Source organism: Modestobacter muralis, assembly GCF_010682105.1.
In the GTDB taxonomy this organism is placed as follows: domain Bacteria; phylum Actinomycetota; class Actinomycetes; order Mycobacteriales; family Geodermatophilaceae; genus Modestobacter; species Modestobacter muralis.
On sequence record NZ_JAAGWH010000033.1, the window covers coordinates 163,631 to 185,765 of the forward strand.

The following is a 22,135-nucleotide window of genomic DNA, read 5'->3' on the forward strand; positions in this document are numbered from 1 at the left end:
CGGTTGTCGACACCTGACTACCCCCGGACCGACGCGCGCACACCCCGCCGGACGCCGCGCCGGGAGGTCTGCCGGGACACGCGCGGCGCGGCCGGTGGGGCCCGCTGTGCGCCGTGCGTGTCCGTCGTGTTTCGGGCTCTGGACGGGTTCGTGAGCCGAGGTCACAAAAAGGTGACGGTCGTGGACTCACTCTTCCGGGTCTGCCTAGTGTTCGCCCGTCGCCCCTGTCCGACAGCGTTCCGAAAGCTGTACGACAGGTGGCGTTCATGCGAGTCCAGCCCAGTCCGCCCGGCGATCCCGGGTCGGTCAGACCTGAACGTCCCCCCGCGGTCCCGCGGGTCGAGGAGGCAGTCGAACGTGAAGTTGAGCAAGCGCAGTGCAGTGCTCATCGCGACCGGGCTCACCGGTGCGATGGCGCTGACGGCCTGTGGTGGCGGCGACGACAGTGAGAGCAGCGGCGGTGGTGGCGAGGCCAGCGGTGGCCGCGTCGTCTACGGCGAGGCGACGGACTTCCCGGAGAACCTGTTCCCGTTCATCGCGGCGGGCAACGCCACGTCGACCCAGACCGTCATCGGTCGGGTCCTCCCGTCGGCGTTCAACGTCGACGCCGACCTGAACGTCACCTGGGACGAGAACGTCCTGGCCGAGGAGCCGACGCTCGACCAGAGCACCGGCCAGCAGGTGAACGTCTACAAGATCAACCCGGCCGCGGTGTGGAGCGACGACACCCCGATCAGCGCCGACGACTTCGAGTTCACCTGGGAGGCCAACCGCAGTGCGGACCCGGCCGACGGTGGCTGCGAGAGCGTCCTGTCGACCAACGGCTACGCCAACATCGCCTCGGTCGAGGGTTCCGACGACGGCAAGACCGTCACGGTCACCTACGAGGAGCCCTACGCCGACTGGCAGTCCCTGTTCAGCACCTTCCTCCCGGCCCACCTGATGGCCAACGAGGACGCGGCTGCACGCTGTGAGACCACCACCGCCGGCTGGGCGATCGCCGACGGCATCGTGGGCGACATCTCCGCGGGTCCGTGGCAGGTCAAGAAGGAGAGCATCGACGTGGGCAACCAGGTCGTCGTGCTCACCCCGAACCCCAAGTGGTGGGGCGAGGCCCCTGCTCTGGACCAGCTGGTCATCCAGAACATCGGCAACGACCCCACGACCGCCGTCCAGGGTCTGCAGAACCAGGAGCTGGGCGTCATCTACCCCCAGCCGCAGCTCGACCTGGTCGACCAAGTCGAGGGCCTCGAGCCGAACGTCACGTCGGCCATCACCTTCGGTCTGTCGTTCGAGCACCTGGACTTCAACACCTCTGACGTCCACCTGTCCGACGCCAACGTCCGCAAGGCGTTCGCCATGGCGCTGGACCGCGAGGAGATCGTGGCCCAGACCGTCGGCCAGTTCTCGGACGACGCCCAGGTGCTCGACAACCGTCTGTACGTGAACAACCAGCCGGAGTACGCGGACAACGCTCCGGAGGAGTTCAAGACCAAGAGCACCGACCAGGCCAAGCAGCTCATCGAGCAGGCCGGATACACGCTGGGCACGGACGGCGTCTACACGCACCCGACCAAGGGCCGGCTGTCCATCAAGATCGACACGACGGTGAACAATCCGCTGCGGCAGACCACGATCGAGGTCATGATCCCGCAGCTGAAGGAGGCCGGCATCGAGGCCAGCTTCAACGCGAACCCGGACATCTTCGCCGGTGCCGACAAGCCGACCAGCCTCGAGGCCGGTGGCTTCCAGGCCGCGCTGTTCGCCTGGGTGTCGACCCCGTTCGTGTCGTCCAACCAGTCGATCTACTACTCGCCGGCCAACGGTCTGGGGCAGAACTACTCCCGCGCCGGGACCCCGGAGATCGACGAGCTGCTGTCCCAGATGGTGTCCGACCCGGACCCGGCCGGGGCTGCGGCCAAGGCCAACCAGGTCGACACCGCCCTCTGGGACCAGCTGGCCACCCTGCCGCTGTACCAGAAGCCGACCTTCATCGCGCACCAGGCGAACATCGAGAACGTCCAGGACAACTCGAGCCAGGCTGGTCCGCTGTGGAACTCGGAGTCGTGGGCCCTGGCCCAGTGACCCACCCCCGGCGCCACTCCCCGAGTGGCGCCGGGTGACCGGCTGAACCGCCGGTCGCACCGGTCGGTCCCGACCGGCTCCTCGCACGATCCGCAGCCCCCGGAGCTCACGGCCCGGGGGCTGCGGTGTGCCTGCCCCACGGATGTCGTCCGTGCGTCGTCCCGGTGTCCGCGTCATTGCCCTCGTGGCGTCGCTCCCGGCCGCGGTGACACCCCTCTCGAACTCGTCCCACGAGGCAACCTCCGTGCCGGAGGACCTCGGCTCCCGGCGTAAGGTGCACTGATGTTCTTCTTCGTGGTGCGGCGCCTGATCGCGTCCGTGCTCGTGCTGCTGGCCAGCTCGTTGCTGGTCTTCGCACTCTGCGCAGCGAGCTTCGACCCGCTGGCCCAGTTCCGGCAGCGTCAGCCCCCGCCCACCCAGGCGTACCTGGACAACGTGGCGGAAGGGCTGGGCCTGAACGACCCGTTCTTCGTGCGCTACTGGCGCTGGCTGTCCGGCATCCTCACGGGCGACTTCGGCAACACGATCAACGGCACGCCGGTCGCCGACCAGCTGGTCGGCCGCATCGCCGTCACCGGCCGGATGATCGTCCTGGCCATGGTGCTGGCCATCGTGCTGGCGATCGTCGTCGGCGTGATCGGCGCCGTCCGTCAGTACCGGGCCTCGGACTACGCCTTCACGTTCCTGGCGTACCTCCTGATCGCCCTGCCGACCTTCTGGTTCGCCGCCCTGCTGAAGGAGTTCGTGGCCGGCGGCATCAACGACCTCGTCGGGGACCAGGTGCTCTACACCATCGGCGAGCAGACGCCCGGCATCGAGCTCTACGCCAGCGGCTCGGAGATCTGGAGCGACCGGCTGGGCCACCTGGTGCTCCCGACGGTGAGTCTCGCCCTGCTCTCGTTCGCCGCCTGGAGCCGGTTCCAGCGCTCGGCCATGCTGGACGTGCTCGGTTCGGACTACATGCGGCTGGCCCGAGCCAAGGGCCTGACGTACCGGCGGACGGTCGTCAAGCACGGCCTCCGGAACGCCCTCATCCCGCTGACCACCGTCGTGGCGCTCGGCATCGGCACGCTGTTCGGCGGTGCTGTCATCACCGAGCAGGTGTTCGTCTGGAACGGCATGGGGCGCTACCTGTTGGAGAGCGGCATCCGGGACAACGACATCAACGTCGTGCTGGGCTGGCTGTTGATCAGTGCCTTCTTCGTCGTGCTGTTCAACCTGATCGCCGACGTCCTGTACGCGGTCCTCGACCCCCGCATCCGCCTGTCCTGACGGCGCCCGACCGGCCTCCCGGCACGAGAGAGAGAAGAACAGACATGGCGTCCACCCAGGGCACCACGGCGACCGCAGGGTCGGTGCTGCCCGCTGAGCCGGGCAGTCCGGTCGGTGGCGGGGTCGACCGCGAGTTCGGTGTCGAGGCCCGAAGTCAGCGTCAGCAGATCCTCCGCCGCTTCCTGCACAACAAGGTGGGGATGACCGGGCTGGTCATCTTCGTCCTGATGTGCCTCTTCGGCTTCGTCGGCCCGCTGCTCTACGGCGCCGAGTACGCCACGCAGAACCGGAACGCCCAGTCGGTGGGTCCGGGGGAGCAGGGGTACCCGTTCGGCAGCGACGAGATCGGCCGCGACCTGCTGGCCGGCCTCATGCAGGGCGTGCAGCGGTCGCTGTTCATCGTCCTGCTCTTCGTCGTCATCGCGCTGCCGATCGGCCTGCTGGTGGGAGCGCTGGCCGGTTACTTCGGCAAGTGGATCGACTCGCTCCTCATGCGCTTCGTCGACCTGGTCCTCACCGTGCCGCTGCTCGTCGTCCTGATCGTCGTGGCCAGCAACTTCCCCAACTCCCGCACCCCTCTGGGCGTCGGCATCATCCTGGGCCTGTTCGGCTGGCTCGACCTGGCCCGCATCGTGCGCAGCCAGTTCCTCTCGCTCCGCGAGAAGGAGTACGTCGAGGCCGCGCACGCCATGGGTGCCTCGAACTCACGGATCATCTTCAAGCACCTGATCCCGAACGCGCTGGGTTCGCTGATCGTGTGGACGACGCTCGCCGCGGCCACCGCGATCATCCTCGAGGCGTCGCTGACCTACCTGGGCTTCGGTGTCAACGGGGCCAACCAGACGTCGCTGGGCCGCCTGGTGTCCGACGGGGTCCAGGCGGCCGCGACCCGCCCTTGGCTCTTCTACTTCCCGGGCATCACCCTGCTGGTCATCGTGCTGTCGATCAACCTGATCGGCGACGGGATCCGGGATGCCTTCGACCCCTCCGGCCGCCGCGTGCGGGCCTGACAGACAGTGACGGAGACCCCCATGTCCACCCCCGGGTCCACCGGCGCCACCGCCGTCTCCTCCTCGGGGACGCTGAGCCAGGCGCCGGGCAAGCAGAGCCGCAACACCAGCCTGGCCGGCTTCGACGCCTCCGCGCCGCTGCTGCAGGTCACCGACCTCAACGTCCGCTTCCCGACCGAGGACGGCCTGGTCCACGCCGTCCGTGGCGTGGACTACACGCTGCGCTCCGGTGAGGTGCTCGGCATCGTCGGTGAGTCCGGCTCCGGCAAGTCCGTCACCTCGCTCGCCGTCATGGGGCTGCTGCCCGGTGCCGCACGGGTCACCGGCTCGGTCAAGTACCGCGGCCAGGAGCTGCTCGGCCAGAACGACCGCAGCCTGTCGCGGGTCCGCGGCAAGGGCGTGTCGATGATCTTCCAGGACCCGATGACGTCCCTGGACCCGGTCTACAAGATCGGGGCGCAGATCCAGGAGACGCTGCGCGTCCACGACCGGTCGCTGTCCTCCAAGGCCGCCGAGGCCCGCGCGGTCGACCTGCTGGAGCTCGTCGGCATCCCCAACGCCGCCGAGCGGGTGCACTCGTACCCGCACGAGTTCTCCGGCGGCATGCGCCAGCGCGTGGTCATCGCCATCGCCATGGCCAACCAGCCCGAGGTGATCATCGCCGACGAGCCGACCACCGCCCTGGACGTCACCGTGCAGGCCCAGATCCTCGAGGTGCTGCAGACCGCGCTGAGCGAGACCGGCGCCGCGATGGTCATGATCACCCACGACCTCGGTGTCGTCGCTGGCATCGCCGACCGCGTGCTGGTCATGTACGCCGGCCGCCCGGTGGAGATCGGAAGTGTCGAGGACATCTACTACGAGCCCCGGATGCCCTACACGCTCGGGCTGCTGGGCTCCCTGCCCCGCGTGGACTCCAGCACCCGCGAGCGGCTCACCCCGATCACCGGGTCCCCGCCCTCGCTGCTCAACATGCCGCCCGGCTGCCCGTTCGCGCCGCGCTGCCCCCTGCACATCGCCGAGTGCGACGAGGCCGAGCCCGAGCGCTTCCAGGTGGGTCCGGGCCACACCGCGGCCTGCATCCGCACCGAGCAGGTCGCCGGTGCCCACGGCGACGCCGCCGAGGTGTTCAGCGAGACCGCCGAGGACTCGGTGCTGGCCGCCGACGCCATGCCGGCCGACCTCGCGACCGCCGAGGGCGGCCGGGACGCCGCCGCACCGGCCACCCCGCCGGGCGACCAGATCGAGCCCGGTGCCGGGGTGCCCGGTGGCACCGGCAGCCTGGTCAGCTCCCCGACGAGCCCCACGAACGGAGACCGGGCATGAGCACCGCCATCACCGAGCACGCCAGCGGCGGCGTGACCGGCCACGGTGAGCCGATCCTCTCCGTCCGCGGGCTGGAGAAGCACTTCCCGATCAAGGGCGGCGGGCTGATCAAGCGCACGGTCGGCGCGGTCCGGGCCGTGGACGGCGTGGACCTCGATCTCTACCCCGGTGAGGTGCTCGGCCTGGTCGGTGAGTCCGGCTGCGGCAAGTCCACCCTCGGGCGGGCGATCCTGAACCTGCAGCCGGCCACCGCCGGGTCGGTGGTCTTCCAGGGCCGCGAGCTCGTCGGCCTGGACCGCAAGGCGATGCGCCCGTTGCGCCGGGACATCCAACTGGTGTTCCAGGATCCCTACGCCTCGCTGAACCCGCGGCTGCCTGTCTTCGACATCGTCGCCGAGCCCCTGGTGATCCACGGGCTCACCAAGGACGACAAGGAGCTCCGCGCCCGGGTCCGCGAACTGGTGGAGACCGTCGGGCTCAACCCCGAGCACACCAACCGCTACCCGGCTGACTTCTCCGGCGGTCAGCGGCAGCGCATCGGGATCGCCCGCGCGCTGGCCCTGCAGCCGAAGGTGCTGGTCCTGGACGAGCCGGTGTCGGCGCTGGACGTCTCGATCCAGGCGGGTGTCATCAACCTGCTCGAGGACCTCAAGTCGGAGCTGGACCTCAGCTACCTGTTCATCGCCCACGACCTGTCGGTGGTGCGGCACATCTCCGACCGGGTCGCGGTCATGTACCTGGGCCGGATCATCGAGGTGGCCGACCAGGAGACGCTCTTCAGCCGCCCGGCGCACCCGTACACGCAGGCGCTGCTCTCCGCGATCCCGCTGCCCGACCCCCGCCGCGAGCGCGCCCGCCAGCGGATCATCATCTCCGGCGACGTCCCCAGCCCGGCCAACCCGCCCTCGGGCTGCCGGTTCCGCACCCGCTGCCAGAAGTTCGCCAACGTGCTCAGCGACGGCCAACGAGAGCTCTGCATGACCGTCGACCCGGCCCTCGAGGACCGCGGCACCGGCCACCTCAACGCCTGCCACTACGCCGAGACTCAGTCCATATTGTGATCCTGCCGGATCACACCGCGGCCAGGTGCCGTCCCGGCTCGCGCTGAGCCGCTTCGTCGGATCCGAGCAGGACCCTCCGGGTCCGTGCTCGGATCCGACAGCTCGCTCTGCTCGCGTACTGCGACGCGGGCTGGCATGACGTCCGGTTCCCGTGCGCGCCTCCGTCGGGGCCGGGCAGGACCCTGCGGGTCCGTGCCCGGACCCGACAGCTCGCTGCGCTCGCGTGCGTAGGGGGCAGCCGGTGCGGTGTCCGGGCGTGGTCACGGTCTAATGGCCTGGTGACCGCTGCTCGCCGTGTGCTGTTCGTGCACGCGCATCCTGACGACGAGACGATCAACAACGGGGCCACGATGGCCCGGTACGTCGCCGAGGGCGTCCAGGTCACGCTGCTCACCTGCACGCTGGGCGAGGAGGGCGAGATCCTGGTGCCCGAGCTGGCGCAACTGGCCGCCGACGCCGCCGACCAGCTCGGTGGCTACCGGATCGCCGAGCTCGACGCGGCGATGAGCGCCCTCGGGGTCACCGACCGGCGGTTCCTGGGCGGTGCCGGGCACCACCGCGACTCCGGGATGATCGGCACCCCGGCCAACGACCGGCCCCGCGCCTTCTGGCGTGCCGACCTGGCCGAGGCCGTCGCGGAGGCGGTCGCCGTCGTCCGCGAGGTGCGACCTCAGGTGCTGGTCACCTACGACGAGGTCGGCGGCTACGGCCACCCCGACCACGTCCAGGCCCACCGGGTGGCGATGGGCGCGGTCGACGCGGCCGCCGACCCCGGGTACCGCCCCGAGCTGGGCGCGCCGTGGACCGTGGCCAAGGTCTACTGGAACGCCACGCCCCGCTCTGTGGTGCAGGACGGCGCCGACGCGCTGACCGCGCTGGGGGAGCAGGCGCCCTTCACCTCGCTCGGCGAGCTGGACGACGTGCCGTTCGCCGTCCCCGACGACCTGGTCACCACCGCGGTCGACGGCGGGACGCACGTCGTGGCCAAGGCGGCGGCGATGCGCGCCCACCGCACGCAGATCACCGTCGACGGGCCGTTCTTCGCCCTGTCCAACGGCATCGGCCAGCCGGTGCTGGCCACCGAGCACTACCGCCTGGTCCGCGGTGTCCGCGGGCCGGCCGGCCCCGGCCCCGAGGGCTGGGAGGACGACCTCTTCGCCGGCCTCGACACGGGGACGGCGGAGGTGCCCGGGTGAGGGGCCTGCAGCTGGCCGGCTGGGCGGTGGCCGCCGTCGTCGTCGCGGCCTGGCTCGCGCTGGTCGAGGTGTTCTGGCTGCCGCTGCGGGTCGGCGGGGTCCCGGTGCCGCTGTCCCTGGTCGCCGCGGTCTTCGGGAACGTGGTGCTGGTCGACACCGCCCGGCGGCTGTCCGGGTCGCGGCTGGTCGCCGTCCTGCCCGCGCTCGTCTGGCTGGGCATCGCGCTGGCGGCCGGCTCCCGCCGTCCGGAGGGCGACCTGCTGATCACCGGCGGCAACGCGGTCACCCAGCTGGTGAACTTGGGCTTCCTGCTGGTCGGCGTGATCGCGGCCGCCTTCGCCGTGGGCCGCCTGCTGGGCGGCCCACCGGTCAGCCGGGCAGGCGCCGGTACCAGTAGCGGTGCTGCTCGATGAGGCCCGCCCGGCGGTAGAGCGCGCGGGCCGGCGCGTTGTCCTCGGTCACCTGCAGGTACACCGAGTGCGCGCCGCGCTCTGCGGCCCAGCCCCGCAGCGCGTCCAGCAGTGCGGTGCCCAGCCCCTGCCGGCGGTGCCCCGGGTCGACCTCGACCGCGCTGACGCCGAGCCAGCCGTCGGTGAGCACCCCGCGGGCCACGGCGGCGGCGACCGGCCCGCGGCGGACCGCGGCGAAGACGACGTCCTCGGCGCCGGTCAGCACCTGGTGCGCGGCCGGCGGCAGCGTGCCGCCGTCGGCGTAGGTGACCAGCCAGGCGTCGTCCGGGGTGGGGGAGAGCTCCACCGCCACGGCCGGTGCCGCGGGAGCACCGAGCGGCGCGGTCAGCACGAGCACGGCGCCCCCGCGCTGCCAGCCGGCGGCGGCGAACGCGGCGTCGGCGGACCGGGCCTGCACCCCGGGGAGCATCGCGGCCGGGGTCAGGCCGCGGTCGGCGTACCAGCGGGCCACGGCGGTCACGGCGTCGGGCAGCGGGAGCCCCGGGTCACCGACGACCAGCGCCGAGTTCGCCCGGCCGGTGAAGCCGCCCGCGGCGCGCAGCAGCCACTCGCCCAGCCGGTCCTCCTCCGGTGCCCGCCAGCCCCGCGCCGCGACCCGCTGCAGGTCCGCGACGCCCAGTGGTGACCGTGCCTGTCCCATGGAGGAGATCCTGCGTGCCCGCCCAGCGGGGCGTTGCAGCGGGTCCCGGCCACCCGTCGCGCCCGCGCGAGGGGTGCCGGGTGATACTTGGCGTGTTCGATCGCACCCCCTGGCCAGCCAGGGCCGCTCCTCGGAGGAGATCCCCCGTGACCTACGTCATCACCCAGGCCTGCGTCGACGTCCTCGACAAGGCGTGCATCGACGAGTGTCCGGTGGACTGCATCTACGAGGGCGACCGGATGCTCTACATCCACCCCGACGAGTGCGTGGACTGTGGCGCCTGCGAGCCGGTCTGCCCGGTGGAGGCCATCTACTACGAGGACGACGTCCCGGACAAGTGGAAGGACTTCTACAACGCCAACGTGGAGTTCTTCTCCGACCTGGGCAGCCCCGGCGGTGCCGCCAAGACCGGCAAGATCGACAAGGACCACCCGCTGGTCGCCGCCCTCCCGCCGCAGGGTGAGGGGCACTGAGCGCGGTCCGGCTGCCGGACTTCCCCTGGGACTCGCTCGGCGCAGCCCGCGCCCGCGCCGCTGAGCACAGCGGCGGCGTGGTCGACCTCTCGATCGGCACGCCGGTCGACCCGACCCCGCCGCTGCTGGGCGAGGCGCTGGCCGCGGCCGGCGACGCCCCCGGCTACCCGACCGCGCTCGGCACCGCCGACGTGCGCCGGGCCGCGGCCGGGTGGCTCTCCCGCCGCCTCGGGGTGCAGCTCGCCGACCCGTTCGGCGCCGACCCGTCGGTGATCCCGACCGTGGGCTCCAAGGAGCTGGTGGCCCTGCTGCCGACGCTGCTGGGGCTCTCCGGCAGCGGCACCGTCCTGATCCCCGAGGTCGCCTACCCGACCTACGAGGTCGGCGCGGTGGTCGCGGGCCTGTCCGTGCTGCGCACCGACACCCCGCCGGCCGCGCCGGGGGACGCCGTCCTGGTCTGGCTGAACTCCCCGGGCAACCCGCACGGCCGGGTCCTCACCGGCGACGAGCTGCGCGCCTGGGTCACCTGGGGGCGCACCCACGGCGTGCCCGTGGTCGCCGACGAGTGCTACGTCGAGCTCGGCTGGGACGTGCAGCCGCGCTCGGTGCTGCACCCGGCCGTCGCGGGGGACGACCACACCGGCCTGCTCGCGGTGCACTCGCTGTCCAAGCAGTCGACGGCGGCCGGCTACCGCGCCGGGCTGCTCTCGGGCGACCCGGCGCTGGTCCGCCGCGTCTGGGAGACCCGCCGGCACCTGGGCCTGCTCGTGCCCACCCCGGTCCAGGCCGCGATGGCCGCCGCGCTCGCCGACGACGAGCACGTCGCTGTCCAGCGCGAGCGCTACCGGGCCCGCCGCGACCGGCTGGCCGCCGCGGTGCGCGCCGCCGGCGCCCGGATCGACCACTCCGAGGCCGGGCTCTACCTCTGGGTGACCCGTGACGAGGACTGCTGGACGACGATCGACTGGCTGGCCGGGCTGGGCATCGTGGCCGCCCCGGGCAGCTTCTACGGCCCCGCCGGTGCCCGGCACGTGCGGATGGCGCTCACCGCCACCGACGAGCGCATCGACGCCGCCGCCACCCGCCTCGCGGGCTGACGGCGGCGCCGCGGGCGGTCAGTCGGCGCTGACCTGGTGGCGGAACCGGTCACGCTTCACGTGCAGGTCCCACAGCAGCCCGGCCAGGACGTCGGGGTCCTTCTCCGGGTCCCCGGCGACGATCTTGCCGCCGATGATCAGCTGGGACACCTGGATGCCCTCCTCGCCGAGCACCTCGTGCAGCAGCTGGGCGTAGGCAGCCTGCCCGGCGAAGGCGACCGACGTCCCGGTCACGCCCCGCCCGGGCTTGACCGCGGAGCCGCCGTTGACGAACAGGATCGTGCCCCGGTTCCCACCGAGGAAGCGCATGCCCGGCAGCACCTGGTGGACGGCGGCGACCGGCCCGTAGATCGAGAACTCGACCGGTCCGACCAGGTCCGCCGGGGTGGTCTCCAGCACCGGGCGCATGAAGTCCTTCTGCGGCAGCGGGCTGTACTGCAGCACCTCGATCGGGCCGAGGGCCGCCGTCACCTGCTCCAGTGCCCGGGTCAGCGAGGCCGGGTCGCGGACGTCGGCGGCGAAGCCCTGCGCGTGCACGCCGTCCCGGCGCAGGTCCTCGGCCAGCGCGTCGACGCGGGCCTGGGAGCGGGAGAGGAGGCCGACGGAGAAGCCCTCGGCGCCGAACCGGCGGGCCACGGCCGCCCCGAGTCCGGAGCCGGCGCCGATGATCGCGATGGAGGTCATGTGAGGTGCAAGCCCGCACCCTCGTGATCGCTTCCCGCGGGGGCCGGCACCACGGCACCGGCCCCCGCGACGGTCAGCGGTGCAGGGAGGCCATGCCCGTGGGCGCGTACCGCTCGCCCGCGGCGACGCCGACCGGTGCGGCGGCCTCGATGGAGGCGAGGTCCTCAGTCGTCAGCGTGATGTCGACGGCGGCAGCGTTCTCCTCCAGGTTCGCGATGCGCCGGGTGCCCGGGATCGGCACGACGTCCTCGCCCTGGGCCAGCACCCAGGCCAGTGCGAGCTGGCTGGGGGTGACGCCCTTGTCCTGCGCGATCGCCACGACCCGGTCGAGCACCTCGAGGTTCTTCGCGAAGTTCTCGCCCTGGAAGCGCGGGGAGGTGCGGCGGAAGTCGCCGTCGGCGAAGTCGTCCACGGACCGGTACTTGCCGGACAGGAAGCCGCGGCCCAGCGGGGAGTAGGGCACGAAACCGATGCCGAGCTCGCGGACGGTGGCCAGCACGCCGTTGTCCTCGACGTCCCGGGTGAAGAGCGAGTACTCCGTCTGCACGGCGGTCAGCGGGTGCGTGGCGTGCGCGCGGCGGATGGTGTCCGGGGCTGCCTCGCTGATGCCGACGTAGCGCACCTTGCCCGCAGCGACCAGCTCGCCGAGCGCCCCGAAGGTCTCCTCGACCGGGGTGTCGGGGTCGACGCGGTGCTGGTAGTAGAGGTCGATGACGTCGATGCCCAGCCGCTGCAGCGAGCCGTCGACGGACTTGCGGACGTACTCCGGGCGGCCGTTGTTGCCGCCGGTGCGGACGCCGGCGTCGTCGAGCTCGTTGCCGAACTTGGTGGCCAGCACGACCTCGTCGCGGCGCTCGGCCAGCACGCCGGAGAGCAGCCGCTCGTTGGTCAACGGGCCGTAGACGTCGGCGGTGTCCAGGAAGGTGATGCCCAGGTCGAGGGCGCGGTGCAGCGTGGCGGTGGACTCGGCGTCGTCGAAGGCGCCGTACCAGGCGCTCATGCCCATGCAGCCCAGCCCCTCGGCGGAGACGGTGAGGCCCTGCTGACCCAGTGTGCGGTTGTCCATGACCTCATCTTGCCGGTCGGCGGACCCCCGGTCAGAGGGGGAGTTGCACGGTGAGCACGCCGGGGTCGCCGGAGCTCTCGGCCCAGCCGCTCTCCGCCGTCCACTCCCAGCCGGCGTACCGGACCGACGCCAGCTGCAGCCGCGACGCGTGCGCCACCGCCCAGCTCGCGGCCGGCCACCCCTCGCCGGGGACGGTGATGGTGCCGCCGAGGTGCGGCTCGGCCGGGCCGGCCTCGCGGCGCAGCGCCTCGGCGACCGCGGCGGTGCGCGGGTCGATCGAGTCCGCGACGTCGTCCGGACGGTAGGTGCAGGTGAGCCGGCCCGGCTGGTCGGACAGCAGCGCGCCGGCCAGCGCCGTCGCCATCGGCTCCCACTGCTGGTAGGCCTCCGGGAAGCCGCTGCGCTGCACGGCCTGGGCGACCTCGGTGAGCCGGCCGGTCTCCCAGCCGGGCACCTCCACCAGCCCGTCGAGGAACTTCCCCGTCGCGTACACCGGGTCCTGCACCTGGGCCTCCGAGCCCCAGCCCTGCGAGGGGCGCTGCTGGAACAGCCCCAGGGAGTCGCGGTCGCCGTGGTCGAGGTTGCGGATCCGGGACTCCTGCTGGGCCGTGGCCAGCGCGATCACCGTGGCCCGCGGCGGCAGGCCCCGAGAGCGGGCGACGGCGGCGATGGTCGCGGCGTTGGCGGCCACCTCGGCGGACACCCGGAGGTCGGAGCCGGCGACCGTGCAGTCGGTGGCCACGGCCGACGATCCTCCTCCACGCACGGACACCACGACCAGGGCGACGAGCACGGCCAGCAGGACCAGCAGCGCCCGCAGCGCCACGGGCCGGCGCCGGGACGGCCGGCGGGCCGGTGGCCGTCGGCTCACCGCCGTGCTCCCCGCCATCCGCCGATCGTAAGGCGGCCGGCTGTGCGGACCGGGGAGCGACGGACGCGTGCCGCTAGTTCGCGTGCAGTGCGGCGTTCAGGCTGCCCCAGTCGCCGTTGCGGGCCACGACCTCCAGCGCCCCGGAGACCGAGTTGCGCCGGAACAGCAGCCCGTCCCGCCCGGAGAGCTCGGCGGCCTTGACCACCGAGCCGTCGGGCAGCGACACCTTGGACCCGGCGGTGACGTAGCAGCCGGCCTCCACGACGCAACCGTCGCCGAGGGAGATGCCGATGCCGGAGTTGGCGCCCAGCAGGGTGCCCTCGCCGATGGCGATGACCTGCTTCCCACCACCGGACAGGGTGCCCATGATCGAGGCGCCGCCACCGACGTCGGAGCCGGCCCCGACGACCACGCCCGCGCTGATCCGGCCCTCGACCATGGAGGCGCCCAGCGTCCCGGCGTTGAAGTTCACGAAGCCCTCGTGCATGACCGTGGTGCCCTCGGCCAGGTGTGCGCCCAGCCGGACCCGGTCGGCGTCGGCGACCCGCACGCCGGTGGGCAGCACGTAGTCGACCATCCGCGGGAACTTGTCCACCCCGAAGACGGTCACGTGCCCGTGGGCGGCGCGGATGAGCGCGCGACGGGCCGGGGTCAGGTCGGTGGCCAGCACCGGGCCGGCCGACGTCCAGGCCACGTTGGCCAGCAGCCCGAAGACGCCGTCCAGGTTGGTGCCGTGCGGACGGACGAGCCGGGCGGAGAGCAGGTGGAGCCGCAAGTAGGCGTCGTGGGCGTCCACCGGGGGAGCCGAGATGTCGGCGATGGTGGTCGACACCGCGACCACCTGCACGCCGCGGGCGTCGTCGCGGCGCACCAGGCCGGCGTACTCGGGCCCGAGCAGGCCGGTCAGCTCCGCGACGCCCAGCTGCTGGGTGCCGGTCTCGCCCTGGTCGGCGCTGCTGAGCGCGGGGGCGGGGAACCAGGTGTCCAGCACGGTGCCGTCTCCGGTCACGGTGGCCAGGCCCACTCCGTTGGCGCCGGTGGTCTGCTCGCTGCTCGTCACGCCCGCCACGCTACCGAGGCGGCTGCCAGCAGCACGGCCGGCAGCGGGTCCCCGGCGGCGAGGAAGGTCAGCACCTGGGCCTCCTGCGGCTGCACCGGGCTGGGCAGCGCGGTGAGCGGGAACCAGCCCAGCCCGGCGTTCTTGCCCGGCTCGGCCACCCGCGGCTCACCGGACCACCGGCGGACGGCGAAGAAGAAGTCGACGCGCTGCTCGATCTGCCCCGCACCCGGGGTGACCCGGTGGACGGCGGTCAGCGGCTGCAGGTCGGCCGGGTCGACCTCGATCCCGGCCTCCTCCCGCACCTCGCGGACGGCGGCGGCGAACGCGGTCTCCTCGGCCTCGACGTGCCCGGCCAGGCTGGCCCAGTGGCCGTCCATGTAGCCGGTGCCCTGCCGCAGGTGCAGCAGCACCTCGGTGCCGCCGTCCGCACCGTCCCGCAGCAGGAACACGTAGGACGACGGGATCAGCAGGCTGCGGGGCACCGCCACACGGTAAGCAGGTACGGCCTGGCTTCAGGGACCCGCACCGCGCGCCAGCGCGGGGTGGGGGGTCAGCCAGATCCTTTCACTACGCTCGTGAGCCGTGAGCCCCGACCAGCCGCTGCCCCCGCTCGACCTGACCGCCGACGTCCTGACCCTGACCCGCGCGCTGGTCGACGCTCCGTCGGTGTCGGGCACCGAGGGGCCACTGGCCGACGCGGTGGAGACGGCGCTGCGCGGGCTCAGCGGGCTGGAGGTCCTCCGGGTCGGCGACACGGTGCTGGCCCGTACGAACCTCGACCGTGACTCCCGGATCGTGCTGGCCGGCCACCTGGACACCGTGCCGATCGCGGACAACCTGCCCAGCCGGCTGGAGACCGTCGACGGGGAGGAGCGGCTGTACGGCTGCGGCACCTCCGACATGAAGGCCGGCGACGCGGTCATGCTGCGGCTGGCCGGCCGCTTCGGCGTCCCCGGTGCCGAGCCCGCCCGCGACCTCACGTTCGTCTTCTACGACAACGAGGAGGTCGAGGCGGTGCGCAACGGCCTGGGCCGGGTGGCCCGGGAGCACCGCGGCTGGCTCTACGGCGACCTCGCGATCCTGATGGAGCCCACCGACGGCGCGATCGAGGGCGGCTGCCAGGGCACGCTGCGCGTCGTCCTCACCGTGTCCGGCACCCGCGCGCACAGCGCCCGGTCGTGGCTCGGGGTCAACGCGGTGCACGGTGCGGCCGGTCTGCTGGCCACGCTGTCGGCCTACGAGGCGCGTGAGGTGGACATCGACGGGCTGCACTACCGCGAGGGCCTCAACGCCGTGCGCATCGAGGGCGGGGTCGCCGGCAACGTCGTCCCCGACGAGTGCCGGGTGACCGTGAACTTCCGCTTCGCCCCCGACCGGGACGAGGACGACGCCGTGGCCCACGTGCGCGAGGTGTTCGCCGACGCGCTGGCCGCCGGCGTGACCCTGGAGGTCACCGACCTGTCCGGGGGCGCGCTGCCCGGGCTGTCCGAGCCGGCCGCCGCGGCGTTCCTGGCCGCCGTCGGCCGGCCCGCGCGGGCCAAGCTGGGCTGGACCGACGTCGCCCGGTTCGCCGCCTTCGGCATCCCGGCGCTCAACTACGGCCCCGGTGACCCGAACCTGGCCCACCAGCTCGGCGAGTACACGCGGGTCGACCGCCTGCAGCCGGCCGAGGACGCGCTGGTCGCCTACCTGACCGAGAACGACCGCGACACGGGGAGCAACGCATGAGCCAGCCCGAGGAGTCACGACGCCGGCCGATCCGGCACCGCGGCCCGATCACCACGCGCGGCGGGGAGCCCGACCCGAACTCGGCCGGGACGACGACCGACCAGCGGCTGCTGGACCGCCGCGGCAGCAGCGACTTCGTGCACACCGACCCGTGGCGGGTGCTGCGGATCCAGGCCGAGTTCGTCGAGGGCTTCGGCCTGCTCGCCGACCTCCCGCCCGCGGTGAGCGTCTTCGGCAGCGCCCGCACCCCGCGGGACTCCGAGTACTACGAGGTCGGCGTACAGCTGGGCGCCGCGCTGGCCGACGCCGGGTACGCGGTGATCACCGGCGGTGGCCCCGGCGCCATGGAGGCGGCCAACAAGGGCGCCTGCGAGGCCGGCGGCATGTCGGTCGGGCTGGGCATCGAGCTGCCGTTCGAGCAGGAGCTCAACGAGTGGGTCGACGTCGGCGTGCTCTTCCGCTACTTCTTCGTGCGCAAGACGATGTTCGTCAAGTACGCGCAGGCCTTCGTGATCCTGCCCGGCGGCTTCGGCACCCTCGACGAGCTCTTCGAGGCGCTCACCCTGGTGCAGACCCGCAAGGTCACCCGCTTCCCCGTCATCCTCTTCGGCAGCGCCTACTGGTCCGGGCTGATCGACTGGATCCGGGACACGATGGTCGCCCAGGGCACCGTCGGCCCCAGCGACCTGGAGCTGCTGCACGTCACCGACGACATCGACGAGGCGGTCGCGATCATCCAGGCCGCCGACGCGGCGCGGGCGCAGCACGGCACCGAGCCGGGGCCGGGCGACCCGGTCCCGGGCTCCACCCCGGTCGACGACTGACATGGCCGGGCTGCTCTTCGTGTTCGGGCTGCTCGTCGTCGGCGGGCTGCTCTTCCTGGGGGCCTCGCTGCTGCTGGGGCGCGGGGAGAGCCAGCCGCCGCCGGTCCCGGGGCGCTCGCCGGTCGAGCTGCCCGACGACCGGTCGGTGGTCGCCGACGACGTGCGCGCGCTGCGGATCTCGGTGGCCTTCCGCGGCTACCGGATGACCGAGGTCGACTGGCTGCTGGACCAGTTCGCCCAGGTGCTCGACGAGCGGGACGCCCGCATCGCCGAGCTGCAGGCCCAGCGGACGCACGCTCCGGACGTGACCGTGCCGGTCACGGACGACGACATCGACGACGAGGAGCGCGACCGTGCCTGAACTGGTGCTGCAGGTGGACGTGGAGGCACCCCCCGAGCAGGTGTGGGCGGCGCTGGTCGACTGGGACCGACAGGGGGAGTGGATGCTGCTCACCGACGTCCGCGCCGGCGCGCAGGGCGGGCAGGGCGTGGGCGGGGAGCTCGCCGCGGTGACCGGGGTCAAGCTGCCGGTGCTCAGCCGTCGGCTCGGCGTGCTGGACACCATGCTGATCACCAGCTGGGACGCCCCGCGCCGGGTCGACGTGCGGCACACCGGGCGGGTGGTGCGCGGCACCGGCGCGTTCGAGGTGCTCCCGCGGACCGGCGGCGGCTCGACGTTCGTCTGGACCGAGGGCCTGGACCTGCCGCTGGGCGCCCTCGGTCGGGCGGGCTGGCCACTGGTGAAGCCGGTGTTCGCCGCCGGCGTCCGCCTCTCGCTGAAGCGCTTCGCCACCTACGCGGCGGCGTACCCGGCCTGAGCTCCCGAGGGGCGAGAGTGACCACTTCCGCCCCTCGGGAGTCAGGCCGCGGCGAGCACGGCCTGCTCGGCGGACCGGACGGCGTCGCGCGAGCGGTACCACTACCGCCACAGCACCACCGCGACCAGCAGGTGCACGGTCACGCCGTCGTCCGGTCCCGCCGCAGCAGGACGACGCCGGCCAGCAGCACCAGCAGGCCGGCGCCGGTCCAGGCCAGGTCGTAGCCGGTGAGGTCGACGCCGTAGCGGACCTGGTGCAGCCCCAGCAGCTTGTGGTGCACGACGCCGTCCCAGGTCTGGAACGCCCCGGCGCCCACGAGCACCGCGCCCCACCAGCGGGCCGGGGCGAAGGCGGCCCGGCGGCGGACGTCGGCGAGCAGCGCCAGCCCGGCGACCGTGGCCGACCAGGTGGCCGCGTGCAGCAGCCCGTCGGAGACCAGCCCGGCCGTGCCGCTGGACCGGTCGTAGAAGTGGTGCCAGTGCAGCAGCTGGTGGAACACGACCTCGTCGACCGCGCCGGCCGCGCCCAGCCCCAGCAGCAGCCCGGACAGCAGCAGCCGGCGGTGGTCGTGCCGCGGGCGGTCCTGCGGTGCGGTCACGGGGGCGCCCTGCCCTCCGCCCGCCGCCGGGAAACCCACCGCCATGATGGCCGCGTGACGGGTACGGGTGAGCGGCCATGAGCCGGCGCGGGTGGGTGCTGTTCGTGGCGCTGGCGGTGATCTGGGGCATCCCCTACCTGCTGATCAAGGTGGCGGTCGGGGAGTTCTCACCGGTGACGGTGGTGTTCCTGCGCTGCGCCATCGGGGCCGCGCTGCTGCTGCCGTGGACCCTGACCCGCGGCCGGCTGGGCCCGGCGGTCCGGCAGCACTGGCGGGCGCTGCTGCTGTTCACGGTGCTGGAGATGACCGCCCCGTGGCTGCTGCTGTCGTGGGCGGAGACCGAGCTGTCGTCCTCGCTCACCGGCCTGCTGGTGGCCGGCGTGCCGTTCGTGGCCGCGCTGACCGCCCGGCTGGCGGGGGAGGAGGAGCGGCTGTCGCCGGTGCGCGTGGCCGGGATGCTCGTGGGCGTGGTCGGCATCGCCGTCCTGCTCGGCCTGGACGTCGGCAGGGCGCAGCTGGGGCCGCTGCTGGCCGTGGCGCTGGTCGTCGTGGGCTACGCGACGGCGCCGATGGTGATCAGCCGCCGGCTGTCCGACGTGCCCGGGGTGACCGCCAGCGCCTTCGCCCTGGTGGTGACCGCGGTGGTCTACGCCCCGTTCGCCGTCCCGCGGCTCGGGGACGCCGCCGGGGTCCCCGCCGACGCCTGGACGGCGGTGGTCCTGCTGGGCACGGTGTGCACCGCGGCGGCGCTCGCGCTGTTCTTCGCCCTCATCCGCGAGGCCGGGCCGCAGCGCGCGCTGGTGATCACCTTCGTCAACCCGGCGGTCGCGGTCGGGCTCGGCGTCCTGCTGCTCGACGAGCCGTTCACGCTGGGGCTGGCGGTGGGGCTGCCGCTGGTCCTCGTCGGCTGCGTGCTCGCCACCCGACGCAGCCCCGTCCCTGCGGGCACCGCGGCCGCCGAGGTGCCCGCAGCCCGGCCCTGACGCCCGACTCGGCTCAACCCCGGACCGCAGGGGCCGAGAACCGGTGCGGGCACCGGCGCTCGGCCGGCGCCCGCAGGAGGTCGGGCATGGGTCGGCACAGCGGTCGTACAGAACGGTCCACGCAGCGGCGGAGCTGGGCGGTCGGCGCAGCGGCGGTCCTGACCGTGGCGGCAGGGGTGTCCGGGAGCGGGGGTCCCGTCGGCGCACCGCAGCTGCAGGCGGTCAGCTACACCAACCCGACCCCGCCGAGCAACGTCTCGACCGTGCCCGCCGACCGGTCGCTGCTGGTCTCCTGGACGGCCTCGACCGAACCCGGCGTCGTCGGCTACCGGGTCTGGGTCGACGGGGTGCCGGGGCCGACGACGACCACCACCTCGGCCACCGTGACCGGCCTGGTCAACGGCCGCAGCTACGTGATCACCGTGCGCGCCGGCACCCTGGTCGCCGGCACCGCCACCGAGGGGACGACGGGGAGCCCCCCGGTCACCGGCGTCCCGGCGGACTCCGCCGCCCCGGCCCGGCCGGCCCGCCCGGTCGCGGTGCGCGGCGACGGCCAGGTGGCGCTGTCCTGGACGGCGGGCCCCGAGTACGACGTGGACGGCTACCAGGTGCTCCGGGACGGCGTGCCCGTCTCGGGCCTGCTGTCCGGCCCGGGCACGACCACCTGGACCGACACCGGCCTGGTGAACGACCGCACCTACGGCTACGCGCTGCAGGTGCACGACACGTCGGGCAACTGGTCGCCCGCCTCCACCCCGGTGGTGCCGGCGACCCCGACCGACCTCACGGCACCGGCCGCGCCCACCGGGCTGTCGGCGTCGGCGGGGGACGGCCGGGTCGAGCTGTCCTGGGCGCCCCCCGCCGAGGCCGACGTGGTCGCGTACCGGGTGCTGCGCGACGGGGTCGAGGTGGCGGTGGTGCGCGGCGCGACGTCCTCCGTCGACAGTGGCCTGGTCGACGGCCGCACGTACCGCTACACGCTGGTCGCCGAGGACGGGCACGGCAACCGCTCGGGCCCCTCGGCCGAGGTCGCCGCGACCCCGCGGGACACGACCGCACCGGCGGTCCCGGCCGGCCCGACCGCCACGGCGGGCGACGGTGCGGTGGAGCTGTCGTGGCCGGCCGACCCCGACGCCGCGACCCACCGGGTGCTGCGCGACGGCCAGCCGGTCGCCACGGTCACCGGGACGACGTACCGCGACGAGGGGCTGACCAACGGGACGCCGTACCGCTACACGCTGGTGGCGGTGGACGCCGCCGGCAACCCCTCGGCCTCCTCGCCGGAGGTGCTGGCCACCCCGACCGACCGGACCGCCCCCGCGGCCCCGACCGGCGTGACCGCGACGCCCGGCGACGGGCAGGCGACGCTGTCGTGGACGGCGGGCACCGAGCCCGACCTCGCCGCCCACCGGGTGCTCGCCGGCGACGGGACCGTCGTGGCGACCGTGACCGCGCCGGCGACCCAGGCCGTCGTCCGCGGGCTGGCCAACGGTGCCGCGACCACGTTCACCGTCGTCGCGGTGGACGCCGCGGGCAACGCCTCCGGCGCCTCGGCCCCGGTCACGGTGACCCCGGCCGCCCGCGCGGTGCCGGTGCAGGGCGCGGGGGAGACCGGCGGGCTGGCCGTCAGCGGGGACGGGCGCTTCGTCGTCGTCGGCACCCGGGCCCCGCTGGAGCCGACCGACACCAACACCGCCTCCGAGCTGTACCTCCTGGACCGCACCGCCGGCACGGCCCGCCGGGTCGCGCCGCTGCCGGCCGGCGCCACCGGTGCGAGCGACTCGACCAACGCCGGCGCCCCGGCGGTCAGCGACGACGGCCGGTACGTCGTCCTGGCCACCACCGCGGCCCTGGTGCCCGAGGACACCAACCGCCTCGCCGACGTCTACCGGCTGGACACCACCACCGGCCGCTGGACGCCGGTCAGCGTCCCGGCCGGCGGCCGGGTGGGCACGGTCGCGGGCACGGTGCTGCAGACCGGGCCGTCGGTGTACGCGACCAGCCCGAGCGTGGCGGTGTCGGCCGACGGGGACCTCGTGCTCTTCTACTCGGCGCGGTCCGACCTGGTCGCCCGGGACACCAACGGCGCGGTCGACGTCTTCGCCAAGTCGATGACCACCGGCGCCGTCACCCGGGTCTCGGCCACCGCGACCGGCACCGACCTGCCGCGGACGGCGCTCGGCCCGGCGCTGGCGCTCACCCCCGACGGTCGCTTCGCGCTCTTCCCGGCGACCTCCTCCAGCGGCCCGGTGGTGCTCTACCGCAAGACGCTGTCCGGTGCGGGTGCCGGCGCGGTCACCGTCGTCTCGACGGTCACCGGCGCCGGGCGGACGACCGAGGTGCCCGTGTACCGCGACGCCGGTGACGTCGACCTGAGCGACGACGGCCGCTACGTCGCGCTGGTCACGTCGGCGAAGCTCGGCACGGCCACGCCGACGGCCGGGTGGACCACCGGCCTGGCGCACCGCGTCGACACCGCCACCGGCACGTCGGTGGCGATGGGCGACGGGCAGACGACGTCGTGGGAGCACCAGGTCGCGCTGGACCCGACCGGCCGGTACGGCTTCTTCGGCACCGCGGCCGCCGAGGTGGCCGGGGACGTCAACGGCCACACCGACCACCTGCGCCGCGACCTGGACGGCGGGGTGCGCGGGCCGCTGGTGCTGGTCACCGTCGACTCCGCCGGCCGCGCCGGCGCCGGCCCGACGGGCTCGATCACCCCCGCGGAGTACGGCCGCACCGTCCCGGTCACCGGCGACCAGGTGTTCGTGACCACCTCCAACGCCCTGCAGCCGGCCGACACCAACGGCGTCCGGGACCTCTACCTCGCCGACCTGGCCGGCGGCGGGGTGCAGGCCGTCGTCGGGTGAGGC

General features: G+C 73.7%; 22 protein-coding genes. 15 read left to right on the top strand and 7 right to left on the bottom strand.

What is annotated here, in order from left to right; translation table 11 throughout:
- Window positions 1-357: 357 nt before the first annotated feature.
- From GCU67_RS12580 to GCU67_RS12610, 7 genes are all read left to right on the top strand, one after another.
- Window positions 358-2,085 carry an ABC transporter substrate-binding protein gene (locus tag GCU67_RS12580; RefSeq protein WP_163611548.1) on the top strand — a complete coding sequence of 576 codons (1,728 nt, stop codon included), beginning with the start codon at window positions 358-360 and terminating at the stop codon, window positions 2,083-2,085.
- A 282-nt stretch (window positions 2,086-2,367) separates the two neighbouring features.
- Entirely contained in the window at window positions 2,368-3,357 is a 990-nt protein-coding gene (locus GCU67_RS12585; RefSeq protein WP_163611549.1) for an ABC transporter permease, read from the top strand.
- 44 nt (window positions 3,358-3,401) lie between these two features.
- Window positions 3,402-4,367 carry an ABC transporter permease gene (locus tag GCU67_RS12590; RefSeq protein WP_163611550.1) on the top strand — a complete coding sequence of 322 codons (966 nt, stop codon included), beginning with the start codon at window positions 3,402-3,404 and terminating at the stop codon, window positions 4,365-4,367.
- Window positions 4,368-4,388: 21 nt separating this feature from the next.
- Window positions 4,389-5,693 carry an ABC transporter ATP-binding protein gene (locus GCU67_RS12595; RefSeq protein WP_163611551.1) on the top strand — a complete coding sequence of 435 codons (1,305 nt, stop codon included), beginning with the start codon at window positions 4,389-4,391 and terminating at the stop codon, window positions 5,691-5,693.
- Window positions 5,690-6,754, top strand: a complete 1,065-nt coding sequence (locus GCU67_RS12600; RefSeq protein WP_163611552.1) for an ABC transporter ATP-binding protein — start codon at window positions 5,690-5,692, stop codon at window positions 6,752-6,754. The genes GCU67_RS12595 and GCU67_RS12600 overlap by 4 nt, the downstream gene beginning before the upstream one ends.
- A gap of 278 nt (window positions 6,755-7,032) precedes the next feature.
- Window positions 7,033-7,950, top strand: coding sequence for an N-acetyl-1-D-myo-inositol-2-amino-2-deoxy-alpha-D-glucopyranoside deacetylase (mshB, locus tag GCU67_RS12605; RefSeq protein ID WP_163611553.1), 918 nt, complete (start codon window positions 7,033-7,035; stop codon window positions 7,948-7,950).
- Window positions 7,947-8,363, top strand: a complete 417-nt coding sequence (locus GCU67_RS12610) for a hypothetical protein (protein ID WP_163611554.1) — start codon at window positions 7,947-7,949, stop codon at window positions 8,361-8,363. Before mshB ends, GCU67_RS12610 begins: the two co-directional genes overlap by 4 nt.
- Here the strand turns inward: GCU67_RS12610 and GCU67_RS12615 are convergent.
- Window positions 8,320-9,060: a GNAT family N-acetyltransferase gene (locus tag GCU67_RS12615; protein WP_163611555.1), complete on the bottom strand. Its 741-nt coding sequence runs from the start codon at window positions 9,058-9,060 to the stop codon at window positions 8,320-8,322. The genes GCU67_RS12610 and GCU67_RS12615 overlap by 44 nt on opposite strands.
- 146 nt (window positions 9,061-9,206) lie before the next feature.
- Here GCU67_RS12615 and fdxA point away from each other — a divergent pair, with 146 nt between their 5' ends.
- Window positions 9,207-9,533 (top strand): ferredoxin, encoded by a 327-nt coding sequence (fdxA, locus tag GCU67_RS12620; RefSeq protein ID WP_163611556.1) that lies wholly within the window; start codon window positions 9,207-9,209, stop codon window positions 9,531-9,533.
- 11 nt (window positions 9,534-9,544) lie between these two features.
- Window positions 9,545-10,630, top strand: a complete 1,086-nt coding sequence (gene dapC / locus GCU67_RS12625; protein WP_276508534.1) for a succinyldiaminopimelate transaminase — start codon at window positions 9,545-9,547, stop codon at window positions 10,628-10,630.
- Between the two features lie 18 nt (window positions 10,631-10,648).
- Here the strand turns inward: dapC and GCU67_RS12630 are convergent, their stop codons facing one another.
- The 5 genes from GCU67_RS12630 to GCU67_RS21950 form a co-directional block, all read right to left on the bottom strand.
- Window positions 10,649-11,314, bottom strand: a complete 666-nt coding sequence (locus tag GCU67_RS12630; RefSeq protein WP_163611557.1) for an SDR family NAD(P)-dependent oxidoreductase — start codon at window positions 11,312-11,314, stop codon at window positions 10,649-10,651.
- Window positions 11,315-11,387: 73 nt separating this feature from the next.
- Entirely contained in the window at window positions 11,388-12,380 is a 993-nt protein-coding gene (locus GCU67_RS12635; RefSeq protein WP_163611558.1) for an aldo/keto reductase, read from the bottom strand.
- A gap of 31 nt (window positions 12,381-12,411) precedes the next feature.
- A complete protein-coding gene (locus GCU67_RS12640; protein ID WP_211661251.1) occupies window positions 12,412-13,269 on the bottom strand; it encodes a hypothetical protein in 858 nt (285 codons plus the stop codon).
- Window positions 13,270-13,324: 55 nt separating this feature from the next.
- A complete protein-coding gene (dapD, locus tag GCU67_RS12645; protein WP_163611559.1) occupies window positions 13,325-14,311 on the bottom strand; it encodes a 2,3,4,5-tetrahydropyridine-2,6-dicarboxylate N-succinyltransferase in 987 nt (328 codons plus the stop codon).
- On the bottom strand, window positions 14,308-14,793 hold the full coding sequence (locus GCU67_RS21950) for an NUDIX domain-containing protein (protein ID WP_163611560.1): 486 nt from the start codon (window positions 14,791-14,793) through the stop codon (window positions 14,308-14,310). The genes dapD and GCU67_RS21950 overlap by 4 nt, the downstream gene beginning before the upstream one ends.
- Window positions 14,794-14,893: 100 nt before the next feature.
- Between GCU67_RS21950 and dapE the strand changes: the two genes are divergently transcribed.
- The 4 genes from dapE to GCU67_RS12670 are packed head-to-tail and all read left to right on the top strand — an operon-like array spanning window position 14,894 to window position 17,681.
- Window positions 14,894-16,039, top strand: a complete 1,146-nt coding sequence (dapE, locus tag GCU67_RS12655) for a succinyl-diaminopimelate desuccinylase (RefSeq protein WP_338104973.1) — start codon at window positions 14,894-14,896, stop codon at window positions 16,037-16,039.
- The gene (locus tag GCU67_RS12660) at window positions 16,036-16,863 is read left to right on the top strand and encodes an LOG family protein (RefSeq protein ID WP_163611561.1); all 828 of its coding nucleotides are present in this window, start codon (window positions 16,036-16,038) and stop codon (window positions 16,861-16,863) included. Before dapE ends, GCU67_RS12660 begins: the two co-directional genes overlap by 4 nt.
- 1 nt (window position 16,864) lies before the next feature.
- Entirely contained in the window at window positions 16,865-17,224 is a 360-nt protein-coding gene (locus GCU67_RS12665; protein ID WP_163611562.1) for a DivIVA domain-containing protein, read from the top strand.
- Window positions 17,217-17,681 (top strand): SRPBCC family protein, encoded by a 465-nt coding sequence (locus GCU67_RS12670; RefSeq protein ID WP_163611563.1) that lies wholly within the window; start codon window positions 17,217-17,219, stop codon window positions 17,679-17,681. Before GCU67_RS12665 ends, GCU67_RS12670 begins: the two co-directional genes overlap by 8 nt.
- Window positions 17,682-17,820: 139 nt before the next feature.
- Here the strand turns inward: GCU67_RS12670 and GCU67_RS12675 are convergent, their stop codons facing one another.
- Complete coding sequence (locus GCU67_RS12675; RefSeq protein ID WP_338104974.1) at window positions 17,821-18,279, bottom strand: DUF2243 domain-containing protein; 459 nt, start codon at window positions 18,277-18,279, stop codon at window positions 17,821-17,823.
- A 77-nt stretch (window positions 18,280-18,356) separates the two neighbouring features.
- Between GCU67_RS12675 and GCU67_RS12680 the strand changes: the two genes are divergently transcribed.
- Together GCU67_RS12680 and GCU67_RS12685 are read left to right on the top strand one after the other, a co-directional pair.
- On the top strand, window positions 18,357-19,262 hold the full coding sequence (locus GCU67_RS12680) for a DMT family transporter (protein ID WP_163611565.1): 906 nt from the start codon (window positions 18,357-18,359) through the stop codon (window positions 19,260-19,262).
- Between the two features lie 176 nt (window positions 19,263-19,438).
- Window positions 19,439-22,132 (top strand): fibronectin type III domain-containing protein, encoded by a 2,694-nt coding sequence (locus GCU67_RS12685; RefSeq protein WP_163611566.1) that lies wholly within the window; start codon window positions 19,439-19,441, stop codon window positions 22,130-22,132.
- Window positions 22,133-22,135 lie beyond the last annotated feature (3 nt).

Coding starts and splice junctions, on each gene's coding strand:
- GCU67_RS12595 (WP_163611551.1), top strand. CDS start 4,389: ATGTCCACCCCCGGGTCCACCGGCGCCACCGCCGTCTCCTCCTCGGGG.
- GCU67_RS12615 (WP_163611555.1), bottom strand. CDS start 9,060: ATGGGACAGGCACGGTCACCACTGGGCGTCGCGGACCTGCAGCGGGTC.
- GCU67_RS12635 (WP_163611558.1), bottom strand. CDS start 12,380: ATGGACAACCGCACACTGGGTCAGCAGGGCCTCACCGTCTCCGCCGAG.
- GCU67_RS12590 (WP_163611550.1), top strand. CDS start 3,402: ATGGCGTCCACCCAGGGCACCACGGCGACCGCAGGGTCGGTGCTGCCC.
- GCU67_RS12660 (WP_163611561.1), top strand. CDS start 16,036: ATGAGCCAGCCCGAGGAGTCACGACGCCGGCCGATCCGGCACCGCGGC.
- GCU67_RS12600 (WP_163611552.1), top strand. CDS start 5,690: ATGAGCACCGCCATCACCGAGCACGCCAGCGGCGGCGTGACCGGCCAC.
- GCU67_RS12585 (WP_163611549.1), top strand. CDS start 2,368: ATGTTCTTCTTCGTGGTGCGGCGCCTGATCGCGTCCGTGCTCGTGCTG.
- GCU67_RS12630 (WP_163611557.1), bottom strand. CDS start 11,314: ATGACCTCCATCGCGATCATCGGCGCCGGCTCCGGACTCGGGGCGGCC.
- GCU67_RS12665 (WP_163611562.1), top strand. CDS start 16,865: ATGGCCGGGCTGCTCTTCGTGTTCGGGCTGCTCGTCGTCGGCGGGCTG.
- GCU67_RS12680 (WP_163611565.1), top strand. CDS start 18,357: ATGAGCCGGCGCGGGTGGGTGCTGTTCGTGGCGCTGGCGGTGATCTGG.
- GCU67_RS12640 (WP_211661251.1), bottom strand. CDS start 13,269: ATGGCGGGGAGCACGGCGGTGAGCCGACGGCCACCGGCCCGCCGGCCG.